This window comes from Enemella evansiae (assembly GCF_004362375.1).
Classification (GTDB): Bacteria; Actinomycetota; Actinomycetes; order Propionibacteriales; family Propionibacteriaceae; genus Enemella; species Enemella evansiae.
Genome location: NZ_SNXA01000011.1, coordinates 290174 through 302275 on the forward strand (window position 1 = coordinate 290174; position 12102 = coordinate 302275).

10 protein-coding genes are annotated in these 12102 nt (G+C 70.1%); 4 read left to right on the forward strand and 6 right to left on the reverse strand.

Translation table 11 applies throughout. The annotated features are described in order from the left end of the window. Positions 1–5 precede the first annotated feature (5 nt). From C8D81_RS16000 to C8D81_RS16010, 3 genes are read left to right on the forward strand one after another with little or no spacing between them, the layout of a single operon-like run. On the forward strand, positions 6–1037 hold the full coding sequence (locus C8D81_RS16000; protein ID WP_094432334.1) for a Gfo/Idh/MocA family protein: 1032 nt from the start codon (positions 6–8) through the stop codon (positions 1035–1037). Next, entirely contained in the window at positions 1037–2038 is a 1002-nt protein-coding gene (locus C8D81_RS16005) for a Gfo/Idh/MocA family protein (protein ID WP_094432336.1), read from the forward strand. The genes C8D81_RS16000 and C8D81_RS16005 overlap by 1 nt, the downstream gene beginning before the upstream one ends. Continuing rightward, a complete protein-coding gene (locus C8D81_RS16010) occupies positions 2035–3738 on the forward strand; it encodes an alpha-glucosidase (RefSeq protein WP_094432339.1) in 1704 nt (567 codons plus the stop codon). Before C8D81_RS16005 ends, C8D81_RS16010 begins: the two co-directional genes overlap by 4 nt. On the opposite strand, the gene C8D81_RS16015 is transcribed toward C8D81_RS16010, so the two are convergent. From C8D81_RS16015 to C8D81_RS16040, 6 genes are read right to left on the reverse strand one after another with little or no spacing between them, the layout of a single operon-like run. After that, entirely contained in the window at positions 3735–4694 is a 960-nt protein-coding gene (locus C8D81_RS16015; RefSeq protein WP_094432341.1) for an N-acetylglucosamine kinase, read from the reverse strand. The genes C8D81_RS16010 and C8D81_RS16015 overlap by 4 nt on opposite strands. Then, positions 4691–5578, reverse strand: coding sequence for an N-acetylmuramic acid 6-phosphate etherase (locus tag C8D81_RS16020; protein ID WP_094432343.1), 888 nt, complete (start codon positions 5576–5578; stop codon positions 4691–4693). Before C8D81_RS16020 ends, C8D81_RS16015 begins: the two co-directional genes overlap by 4 nt. Beyond that, positions 5579–7726, reverse strand: coding sequence for an alpha-N-acetylglucosaminidase (locus C8D81_RS16025; protein ID WP_133626399.1), 2148 nt, complete (start codon positions 7724–7726; stop codon positions 5579–5581). Continuing rightward, positions 7723–8571, reverse strand: coding sequence for a carbohydrate ABC transporter permease (locus C8D81_RS16030; RefSeq protein ID WP_094432348.1), 849 nt, complete (start codon positions 8569–8571; stop codon positions 7723–7725). The genes C8D81_RS16025 and C8D81_RS16030 overlap by 4 nt, the downstream gene beginning before the upstream one ends. Before the next feature lie 14 nt (positions 8572–8585). Beyond that, positions 8586–9542 (reverse strand): carbohydrate ABC transporter permease, encoded by a 957-nt coding sequence (locus C8D81_RS16035; RefSeq protein ID WP_094432350.1) that lies wholly within the window; start codon positions 9540–9542, stop codon positions 8586–8588. Next, positions 9539–10912: an ABC transporter substrate-binding protein gene (locus tag C8D81_RS16040; protein WP_094432353.1), complete on the reverse strand. Its 1374-nt coding sequence runs from the start codon at positions 10910–10912 to the stop codon at positions 9539–9541. Before C8D81_RS16040 ends, C8D81_RS16035 begins: the two co-directional genes overlap by 4 nt. Positions 10913–11075: 163 nt before the next feature. Here C8D81_RS16040 and C8D81_RS16045 point away from each other — a divergent pair, with 163 nt between their 5' ends. Further along, entirely contained in the window at positions 11076–12053 is a 978-nt protein-coding gene (locus C8D81_RS16045) for an Lrp/AsnC family transcriptional regulator (protein ID WP_166646850.1), read from the forward strand. The last annotated feature ends 49 nt before the right edge of the window (positions 12054–12102 follow it).

Consider the following 12102-nt stretch of genomic DNA (forward strand, 5'->3'; position numbering starts at 1 on the left):
TGCTGATGAGGACGACGGACGTTCAACTCCCTCGGGTCGTGGGACTGATCGGTGCCGGTGGCATCGCGAACGCACACCTCCCCGCCTGGCTCGCCCTGGGCGCCGAGGTCGTGCTCCACAGCACCGACGACAACGCCCCCGCACTCGCGGCCGCACACGGCGGCGGCATCGTGGTCGACTCCATCGACGAGCTCCTGGACCGCGCCGAGATCGTGGACATCTGCACCCCCACGCCCACCCATCCCGACCTGGTGGCCCGGGCCGCGCAGGCCGGTTGTGCGGTGATCTGCGAGAAGCCGCTGGCGCTCACCGTCGAGGAGGCGCTGGGCATGCTGCGCGTCTGCCGCGAGGCCGGCGTACCTCTCTATCCGGCCCAGGTCGTCCGGTTCTTCCCGGCCTACCGGGCCCTGCAGCGCAGCGTCGCCGCCGGTGACATCGGCGACCCCGCGGTCCTCCGGTTCACCCGGCTCGCCTCCCGGCCGCAGCGGGCCTGGTTCCACGATCCGCGGCTCTCCGGCGGGGTCATCCTGGACCAGATGATCCACGACCTCGACATGGCCCGCTGGCTGGCCGGGGAGGTCACCCGGGTGCACGCGCGGACCGTCGGTCGGGAGACCCCCGACGGGCCGATCACCACCGCCCAGGTGGTGCTCACCCACGCCGACGGCGCGATCAGCACCGCGACCGGTGGCTGGCTCGGTCCCCGGACCACCTTCCGGACGAGCTTCTCGGCAGCGGGTACGCGCGGCTACCTGAGCTACGATTCCGCGGCTCCCGGGCCGGTCCGCGTCGACGCCCCGAGCGCACCCGGCACCGGCGGCAGCCTGCTGCCCCGCACCCTCGGCGACAGCCCGTTCCTGCTCGAACTCGGCGAGTTCGCTGCGGCCATCTGTGCCGGGGCGACCAGCCGGGTCTCCGCACTGGACGGGGTCGCGGCCGTCGCGCTCGGCGTGGCAGCCAACGAATCCCTGGCCACCGGGCGCAGTGTCACCGTGCCCGGTGCCGACACCCTGAACGCACGGCTGGAGCAGAACTGATGAAGATCGGGATCCACTCCCTCGCCCACCCGCACGCCGAGGGTTACCTGCGGTTGCTGACCGGCCGGCCGGATGTCGAGGTCGCCATCACCGACCCGCCGCCGCACGACGGCTCACCCCGCGGCCGGGTGGTGGCCGAGAACTTCGGCATTCCCTTCTTCGACAAGCTTTCCGACCTGCTGGCCTGGCGGCCCGACGGGGTGATCGTGTGCACCGAGAACGCCCGGCACCGGGTTGCGGTGGAAGAGATCGCCGCCGCCGGGGTGCACATCCTGTGCGAGAAACCACTGGCCACCTCCCTGCCGGATGCGGACGCGATGATCGCCGCGGCGGCGGATGCCCAGGTGGCGCTGATGGTGGCCTACCCGGTCCGCTTCTCGATCGCCTTCGACGCCCTGCGTTCGGTCGTCGACGGTGGCGGGATCGGTGAGCTGATCTCCTTCACCGGCACGAACAACGGCAAGCTGCCGAGCGAGCGGGAGTGGTTCGCCCAACCCGAACTCTCCGGCGGCGGTGCGATCATGGACCACACCGTGCACCTGGCCGATCTGCTCACCGTGTTGATGCCGCGGGCCAACGCGACGAGCGTGTACGCCCGCGCGAACACCTTGCTGCACAGCGATCGCGCCGCCGCCGAGACCGGTGGCATCGTGTCGGTCGAGTTCGACAACGGGGTGACCGGCACCATCGACTGCAGCTGGTCCGCCCCCGCCGACAACCCGGTCTGGGGTGGGCTCACCCTGCAGCTCGTCGGCAGCGACGGGATCGCCGATCTGGATGCCTTCGACGCCCAGCACGTGGCCGGTTTCACCACCGGGATCGGCCCGATCCGCCGTGGCTACGGCGACGACGCCAACGCGACGATGCTGCAGACCTTCTGTGACGGGATCGCCACCGGGCGCTGGCCGCAACCGGACGGGGCGACCGGTCGGCGCAGCATGGCGATCGCGCTGGCGGCGTACCGCTCCCTCGAAGCCGGCGAACCCGTACCGGTCGAATGACCGCATCGCCCGCTCGCAACGCGACGCCCTGGTGGAAGCAGGCGGTCGGCTACCAGATCTATCCGCGCAGCTTCGCCGACTCCGACGGCGACGGCATCGGTGACCTGCGCGGGGTGACCTCGCGACTGGATCACCTCGCCGAACTCGGCATCGACCTGCTCTGGCTCTCCCCCATCTATCCCTCGCCGATGGTCGACAATGGCTACGACATCAGCGACTACCGCGGTATCGACCCCACCTTCGGTAGCCTGGCCGATGTCGACGAACTGATCGCCGAGGCCCGCCGGCGCGGCATCCGGGTGATCCTCGATCTGGTGGTGAACCACACCTCCGACACCCACCCGTGGTTCATCGAGTCACGCGATCCGCGCAGTCCCAGGCGGGACTGGTACTGGTGGCGCCCGGGCCGGGGCGAATCGCCACCCAACAACTGGGGATCGCGCTTCTCCGGTTCCGCATGGCAACTCGACCCACGCTCCGGCGAATACTATCTGCACCTGTTCGCGGTCGGTCAGCCCGACCTCAACTGGGAGAACCCCGAGGTCCGCGCCGAGGTGCGCGCCATCATGAACTGGTGGCTCGCCCGCGGCATCTCGGGTTTCCGGATGGACGTGATCAACTTCATCGCCAAACCGCCTGAGCTGCCGGACGCCCCGGTGCGCCCCGGGGAGCTGTGGGGTGACGCGGAATCCCTGTACAGCAACGGTCCCCGGCTGCTGGAGTTCCTGCAGGAGCTGCGCGCCGGCACCGTCGGCGACACCGATGACGTGGTGCTGCTCGGCGAGACACCGGCCACCACGGCCGCCGACGCGACCCGACTCACCGACCCCGCCAACCACGCCCTGGACCTGGTCTTCCAGTTCGAACACGTGCAGATCGATCACGGGAATCATCGCTGGGACAAGAAACCCTTCGACCTGACCCGGCTCAAGACATCGCTGGCGAACTGGCAGGACGGGCTGCGCGATCGCGGCTGGAACAGCCTCTATCTGAACAACCACGACCAGCCGCGGGTGGTGACCCGCTGGGGAGACCCGACCCGGCGAGAGGAGTCGGCGAAACTCTTCGCGACCATGCTGCACGCCCATCAGGGCACCCCGTTCGTCTATCAGGGCGAGGAGATCGGGATGCGCGGGGCGGCCTTCACCTCGCTCACCCAGTACCAGGATGTGCAGTCGCTGAACTTCGCCGACGAGGCGATGACCGCCCGCGGCTGGAGCGAGGCGGAGGTGCTGGCCACCCTGCGGGACCTGTCCCGGGAGAACGCGCGGACGCCGATGCAGTGGGCGGACGGACCGGCGGCCGGGTTCAGCACAGGTACGCCCTGGCTGGACGTGCCCGATCATCCCGCCGAGGAGACCGTCGCCGGGCAGCGCGACCCGGACTCGGTGCTGGCGCACTACCGCCGGTTGATCGCGCTGCGCCGCGAGGAGCCGCTGTTGTCGACCGGCCGCTTCCTGCTCAGCGAACCGGCCGACCCGAACCTGTGGATCGTCCAGCGGCTCGGTGCCGAGGGTGGCCTGTTGGCGATCGGGAACGCCGGTGATCGACCACGCCGGGTACCGGCCGAGCTGCACGCCCAGTGGGCATCCGCACGGGTGCTGCTGAGTTCGCACCGGCGCGAGGGACTGCCCGCGGAGCTGGAGCCCTGGGAGAGCCTGCTGGTCAAGCTGCCGGGACCGCCCGCTCCCGGCCGCTAACCGTAGGTGTGCAGGAAACCACTGGCCTGCACCGGCAGCGTTCCGGCCACCAGTCGCTCCGCGAGCTGCAGCGCCCCGTCGACCGAACGCCCCCGCGGTGCTCGCCGTTCGGCGTTCGGCAATGTCCTGCGGACCTCCGACCAGAAGGGTTCCAGCAGCAGCTCGCCGGCATTGAACATGCTGCCCGCCCAGGTGATGACCGGTGGCAGACCGGCCGAGGCCGCCGCGGCCGCTTGGCCGAGCGCGGTACCGGCCGAGGTCCAGATCGCCCGGGCATGTTCGTCACCGCGGCGGGCCGCCTGGGCGACGGCCGGGCAGAAGCCGGCCAGCTGCTGGGCCGGTGATTCGGCCCGGTAGAGCTCCTTGATCAGGGTGTCCGCATCACCCCACTGCTGCAGCGCGAATTCCAGCAGCAGCGGGGATCCCGGCGATCGGCCGTCCAACGCGCGCAACGCCAGCTGCAACCCCTGCCGGCCGATCCAGGACCCGCTGCCCTCGTCACCGGCGAGATAACCCCAGCCGTCGACACGGTTCCAGATTCCGGCCAGGTCGGTACCGAGTGCGATGGCCCCGGTACCCGCAGCGACGATCACCCCCGGTTCACCGGTCAGGGCGCCGACGTGTGAGGTGAGCGCGTCACCGGCGATGGCGATCCGCGCGGCACCCAGCCGCTGTCGGAGCGCCTCGGCCAGCTCGTCGGGGTCGATGGGCCCGGGGACTCCGGTGGTACCGACGCAGAGGGCCCGGATGCCGTGCGCATCGAGGTCGACCGCACCGGTGCGGGCGAGTCGGGTGATCGCGTCGGCGAGTGCCGCGATGTCGATTCCGGAGCCGGTACGCCGGATCGCGCGCCGCTCCTCGACCGCGGTCTCCCGCCCGCGGCGTACCCCGCGCAGCCGGATGCCGGTCCCGCCGACATCGATCCCGAGCACACAACCGGTGGAGGTTCGATTCATCGACCCAGCTCCGTCAGTGCGGTGCGGACACTCCCCGACCGGGCCAGCCTCATCCGGGCGGTCGCGGGGTCCACCTCGGCCAGCGCCGCGAGCACCGCGACCGGGAGCTCACCGTCGCAGGCCGCGAGCAGAGCCACACACCGGTGCGGCGGGAGACCGGAAACCTCTTCCAGGATGGAGATGCTGCGGGTGCGAAGCTTCGCATTCGTCGCGGTCAGCGAGATCATCAGATTGCCGTAGGTGCGACCCAGCGCCACCATCACGGTGGTGGACAGCGCGTTGAGGACGACCTTCGTCGCGGTGCCCGCCTTCAACCGGGTGGATCCGGTGAGCGCCTCGGCACCGGTGTCGAGGACGATGAGGTGGTCCGGGGCCGGTTCGGGGCGGATCGCGGGATCGCAGGCGAGCAGGGCGGTCCGGGCGCCGTGCTGCCGGGCCACCTGGAGCGCACCGGTCACATAGCCGGTGCGACCGGAGGCGGAGATCCCGACCACCACGTCGCGGTCGGTGATCGCGGCCGCGTCCCGGCGGCCGGCCCCCTCGGCGTCCTCCAGGTCGATGGTCGGATCGGCCAGCGCTGCCGCACCGCCGGGAAAGTGGGCCTGGATCATCCCGGGTGGTACGCCGAAGGTGGGCGTCGCCTCGGTGGCGTCGGCCATCGCGATCCGCCCGGAGGCCCCGGCACCGAAGTAGTGCAGCGATCCCCCGTCGGCCAATCGCGCGGCGACCAGCTCCGCCAGCTCGGCCACCGGCCCGGTGACGGCGAGCGCCGCCTCGACGGCGCGGGCGTCCTCGTCGAGGATCATCCGCACCGCATCCTCGGTGGGGACGAGATCCAGCGCGGTGGTGCGTGGATTGCGCTGCTCGGTCGGCGGGCGGGTCATCTACAGGCCCCGGCGGGTCAGGGCGTCGAGCGCCAGCGCGATCGTGTCCCCGCGCGGTGGGCGCGCGTCCCGCGGCGCCTGGCGCCAGGCCTCTTCGAGGTCGACGATCCGCTGCTGCAGGGCGCGGGGATCCGGGGCGCCGGTGGCCAGCGATTCGGTCAGCCAGTCCGCCCAGGCCTGCCAGCGCGCCAGATGCAGCTCACCGACCAGACCGGCCCAGTGCCGACCGGAGTAGTCGTGCAGGCCGCTGGTCTGGTGCCCCCACACCGACACCAGGGATCGGGCATCACGTTCCATCACCCGGGCCTCCTGCGGTGTCTCGCCCCAGTCACGGGCCGCGGCGAGCCAGCTGTGCAGCCCGTCGGGGCGAGCGGCGGCCAGTTCGTCGAGCTCCAGCAGCGCGGTCCGCAGGGCGGTGAACTGGTCACCGATGCCGTCGCTGTCACCGCGTCGGTACGCCGCCAGGATGCCGCGGATCCGGGGCCGGGTGCCCTGGGCGATGACATGCTGCACCAGATCGCTGACATCGCGTTCCTGGGCGGTGCGATCCGCGTCCCGCAACCCTGCGATCAACCGGGCCGCCCAAGCGATCCGGGGCAGATCGCCGAGCACGGCGGGGTCGTTCTCGGCGTCGATGTTGGCCGACATCCGGGTGGGCTCCGGCAGGGCTTCACCGGCGGCCCGCTGGGCGGCGAACGGCAACTCATCGGTCCAGGGGCGGGCATACACCGGGGACGGGATCGACCGGGTGCGCCCGGGGCCGTGGAGCGTCTCGGCGAGCAGCTGCCAGGCCTCCCCGGCCGCCGGATCCGCCGTGCCATAGCGCTGCGCGGCGTAGCGCGCCAGCCAGTCACCGAGCTCGACATCGGACCAGGTGAGGTCGGTGGCGAGCTCATAGAAGACGGTGTTGTTCTCGATCGCCTCCGGTGCCATCCCGACACCTTCCAGGCCGGCCGGAGCGGCGGCGCGGAGCTCGGCGAGGTCGCGCACCAGACCGGCGAGATCGCCGAAGAGCCCGAACCGGCCGCCGAAGTTGTGCACCATCGACCAGATCCAGCGACGGCCGTGCATGCCACCCCGCCACATCGGTGCGTGCTCACCCCACAGGTCGATCAGCAGCAACCGCTCGTGCGGCACCTCGGACAGGAATGCGGCGATCCGCTCGGTGGTCCAGAAATCCTTGTGGTAGTGGAAAGGCCAGCCCTGCAGCAGCCAGGTGGCATCGGGCACCACCTCGCTGAGCGCGGCGAAATAGCTGCGGCCGGCGGCGGCCAGGGCTTCGGGTTCGTCGCTCGGCGGCAGGGATTCGATGTAGGGGTCCAGGGCGAACATCGGCTCCACCCCGGGGTCGCCGAGCAGGTCCCGCTGGGCGGCCAGGAAGGTGGCCACGAACTCCCGGTGGGCCGGTGATCCGGGGTCGAGGACCGGGGTGCTCCAGCCCTGCCACTCGATCCGGTCGGCGTCGGCCCCGGCGAGCTGTTCCGGGACGTGTCCCCCGGTCAGGGGCAGCACCGGGGTCATGCCGAGTTCTCGTGCCCTGGCGAGGATCCGGCGGGCCAGCTCGGTCCGGCGCCGTGGCCAGGAGGCGGGCAGCGGCCCACCGAAGGAGTGCATGCCGCCCATCGCGAACCAGGGCACGTGGGCGGCGCTGCCGACCCAGGACCAGGCGTCGGATTCACCGATGCCGAGCCGGATCAGGGTGTCGGCGAGCACCGATTCGTAACCGGTGAGGATCAGCGGATGGGTGATGCCGTGCAACGCCATCCAGTCCAGTTCCCGTTCCCAGCGATCCCAGTCCCAGTAGGCCATCGAGTAACCATGGGTGACCACGTTGAGGTGGTAGCGGATGCCGAAGTCGGTGGCGATCTCCACCGCTCCGGACGGCCAACTCGTCAACGGGGGCGAGAGTTCCGGGCTCTCCCAGGTGATCCGCCTCCGGGCACGGTGCTGCAGGTATGCCTGGTACGCGCTCAGCGCACCCACCGGATCCGCGGCGCAGAGCACCAGCTCACCGTGCTCCGCCCTTGCCGAGGCCCGCGTACCGGCCTCGGCCCGGGGGCCGGTCAGCACCCGCACCCCGCCCGCGGTGCCGTTGCTGCGCTCGATCACCGCACGGACGGTGTCGGCGAACGGGGCCTCCCGGCTCACTTCTCCGCTCCGCTGGCGAGACCGTCGACGAGCAGTCGCTGAACGGCGGTGAAGAGGATCAGCACCGGGATGGTGACGGTGATCGAGCCGGCCAGCAGCACCGTGACCGGCACGTTGAAGTCGGTCAGCTGCGCGATGCCCAGCGGCGCGGTCCACTGGTCCCGTTTCTGGACCAGGAACAGCAACGCATAGAAGTATTCGTTCCAGGCGATGATGAAGGTGTAGATGGCGGTCGAGACCACCCCCGGAACGGCGACCGGCAGGATCACGCTCCACAGCATCCGCGGCAGTGACGCCCCGTCGACGGTGGCCGCTTCCTCAATGCTGACAGGCAATGCGATGAAGTAGTTGCGCATCATGTAGAGCGACACCGGCACCGTGCTGGCCACATAGACCAGGAACAGCCCGGCCAGTGAACCGGTCAGTCCGGCGCGGGCCAGCAGCACGAACAGCGGCACCGACAACACGATGCCGGGGAACAGATACACCCCGAGGATGATCGCGTTCACCACACCCCGCCCGCGATAGCGGAGCCGCGCCGCGGCGTACGCCCCGAGGATCGAGACGATGATCGACAGCGCCACCGTAGCCAGCGCCACGCCGAGCGAGTTGAGCACGAAGCGGCCCAGGCCGAAACCACCCCGGGATTCGTCCAGCATCGCCGCCGGATAGGCGGACAGGTCGAGCTCACCGGGCGCGGGGATCAGCGACAGCGGTTCGGCGATCACCGACGAGACCGGGCGCAGGGTGAGCAGCACGCCGTAGAGGACCGGGCCGACCGCAGCGAGCACGGCGAATCCGATCAGCAGGACGCGGCAGACCCGCATCACCAGCGGCGGACGCATTGCCGAACCCCGACTCACAGCTCCTCCTTCCGACGCAGCAGCATCACGTATCCGGCGAGCAGGACCACCAGCACCGCCGACATCAACAATCCGTACGCCGCAGCGCTGCCGATGTTCGCGCGGGTGACCAGCTCGGTGTAGACCCGCAGCGCCATCACCTGGGTGCCGCCGGCTCCCTCGGTGAGCAGATAGACCTCGTTGAAGCTCTGGAAGGTCCAGATGAACCGGAGCAGGCACAGCAGCAGCACCACCCCGCGCAGCTGCGGCAGGGTGATCTGCCACAACGTCTGCCAGTGCGAGGCCCCGTCGATCGCGGCGGCCTCCTCGAGCTCGGCGGGGATGCTCTGCAGGCGCGCGGTGATGAACAGGAACGACAGGGGTGCCGAGGTCCAGATCTCGAAGAGCACCACGACCAGCAGGGACAGCGGGATCGGTACGCCGAACACGTCGATGCTGCTGGTGTTCAGGAACCCGATCGGCGCACCCCAGCCGAGGAAGGTGGTGCCGATCGCGTTGACGATGCCGTACTGGGTGTTCAGCATCGTCTTCCAGATCGTCACCGCCGCGATCACCGGCAGCACGTAGGGCACCAGCAGCAGCGCCCGGATCACGCCCCGGCCGCGGAACGGGCGCCGCAGCGCCAGGGCCAGCAGCAGCCCGCTGCCGACCGACCCGATCATCGTCAACGTCGCATAGAGCAGGGTGGTGCCGAGCGCGTCCCAGAAGGTCGGATTCGCGAACGCCCGTTCGAAGTTCTCCAGGGTCCACTGGATCGGCCGGGTCCCCAGTCGGGGGATGTCGACCAGGCGGACCTTGGAGAACGCGAAGACGAAGACCAGGATCAGCGGGATGATCGAGGCGAAGGTGATGACGAGCAGGGTCGGTGCGGTGAGCAGCTGCCCCTGCCGGCTCACCCGGCGCGCGAGATCACCGCGCCGGGTTCGCCTTGGGTGGGTGGCCAGATCGGTCACAGTCCTGCCTTGACCTCCTCGACGGCCTGCTTCATCGCGGCCGTCACCTCGGCCGGGGGACGGCCCTGGTAGAGCAGGTCGAGCTTGCCGGCGAGCACGCTCTGGCGCAGGGTGATCCCGGCCAGCTCGGCGTCGGGGGTGCCGTCGCCCCACTGGTAGACGGCGTTGATGCCCTTGCCCATCCCGTCGACGAAGTCCTTGCCATAGAGCTCGGTGGAGTTCACGTCATGGTTGGGTCCGATGCCCAGGGTGCCCCAGGCGTCGAGATATTCGTTGGGCTTCTCCGGCGTCCCGTTGCGCAGCGGCAGACGGCCCTCGGCGGCGACCGCCAGGGTGTCAACATAACCCTTGCTCATCACGTACTGGATGTACTTGCCGGCGGCCTCGGAGTTCGCACCCTGGGGGATGTTGTAACCGAGCACCGAACCGTACTGACGGGGATTCTTCGGGTCCAGCACGGTGATGAAGTCGGTCTGGGTCGCGAGGAACTTCGGGTCCTGCTTGCACTCCGCGCAGGTCGGCGGATTCGCCTTGTCCAGGCCCGCCAGCTCATCGAGGATGTGGGTGGAGAACAGCAGCATGGCCGCATTCCCGCTCAGGTAGGCGGCGCGAGCACTGGGCACGTCGAAGTCACCCGAGGTGGAGGAATTGCGCACCTTGAGGAACTGTTCGGCGGCCTGGGTGCAGGCCGGGGAGTCGATCGTGACCTGGCCACCGGTGACCAGCTCACAGCCGGCGCTCTGGAACAGCGACTGCACACCCTCGGTGGCCGCTGCCGTGCCCGGCTGGGTGCCGAGCGCGATACCGGTGATGCCGAGCTTCTCCTTGATCGTGGTCGCCGCCGTCGCCAACTCGGCCAGGCTCGTCGGCGGCTTGACGCCGGCCTTCTCGAGCAGGTCGGCGCGATAGGCGATGACATGGGTCCAGCCGTCGCTCGGCACGGCGGCCGGCTGACCCTGCGGGCTGAGCGCGGCGACGGCCTTCTGGTTGAAGGTCTCGGTGCCGAGCGCCTTGGTCGTCTCGGCGGCGGCCTCGGCGTCGAGCAGCCCCTGGGCGTTCCAGGCGCTGGTCTGACTCGCCGCGGCCATGATCACGTCCGGCACATTGCCGGAGGCGGCCCCGGTCACCAGGGCCTGGTCCTGATCGGCGGCGGCCATCGGGACGACATCAACCCCGATCCCGGATTCGGCCTCGAACGCGGCGGCCACCTTCTGCTGGGCGGCCAGGCGTTCCGGGGTGGTGTGCGGTGTCCAGAAGGTGATCCGATCCGGCTGGCCGGCGGATTCCCCGCTGCCGCCGGAACAGGCGGGCAGCACGAGGAGTGCGGCGGCGGTCAGAGCGATGGCGGCACGTTTCTTGAAGCGAATCATCGTTGAAGACTTCCTGGTTGTGGCTTGACCCCGATCGATGCCGGGCCGGCCTCTGCTCGGGTTGGCGAAGCTACCCAACGACGGACCAACAGCACTAGATTTGCGCTCAGAGCGCAATAAAGATCAATCAAACGGCATATTTCTGAATGAAACGGCACCTCAGGTGAACGAACTTGATAAGCGCATCGTTGGCGCACTGCTCGCCCACCCGCGCGCCACCAACGCCCAGCTCGCCGACGCCGCGATCACCTCACCGGCCACCGTGTCCCGCCGGGTGACGCGGCTGCTGACCGACCGCACGCTGTGGGTCACCGGCGTACTCGATGACCGCAAGACCCAGGGCGCCAAATCGCTGTTCGTCCGGCTGCGCTGCGGCCCGGGGAACGCGCGGACGATCGCCGAACGACTGGCCCAGTGGCCCGAGTGCGGCTCGGTGAAGCTGCTCACCGGCAGCGTCGACGCGGTGGCCGAGATCAGCTACACCACCCAGGACCACCTGCTCGACCTGACGATGGAGCAACTGCCCGCCATGGAGGGGGTCCGCGCGATCTGGAGCAACCAGGTGATCCGCCGGTACGCGACCCCGCACCAGTGGGCACCCGCGCTGCTCCCGGCGGAGACGATCGCCGACCTGCGGGCGCTGCGGGCCGACCGCTGGGACGACGGCACCCTCGACGACGCCGCACTCTCGGTCGGATCGGTCGCGACCCGGGTGGCCGCGACCCTGCGTCGGGACGGCCGCAAGGGCTGGCAGCAGATCGCCCGCGAGTGCGGGATCAGCGCGGCCACGGCCCGGCACCATGTCGAGACGCTGATGGCCAGCGGCGCGCTGCGGATGCGGACCGTGATCGAGCCGGAGGCCATCGGTGCCCGCGTCAACGCCTTCGTCTGGCTGAACGTCGTCCCCACCAAGCTGGGGGCGGCCGGTGCCATCCTGGCCCGCCATCCGGATGTGCTGATGATCGCCGCGACCACCGGCGACCGCAATCTGTGCGGTGAGATCGCGGTCGCCTCCGAGGCCGGTCTCTATGACTTCATCTCCCAGACCATCGGCAGCCTGCCCGGGCTGCAGCACGCCGACGTCGCGATCTCCCTGCTCTCGCTGAAACGCGCCGGCCAGGTGATCGAGCCGGGCGGTTAGCCCTTCGGACATGGGAATCGACCTGGCCGTTGGATCCCGTGAACACCGA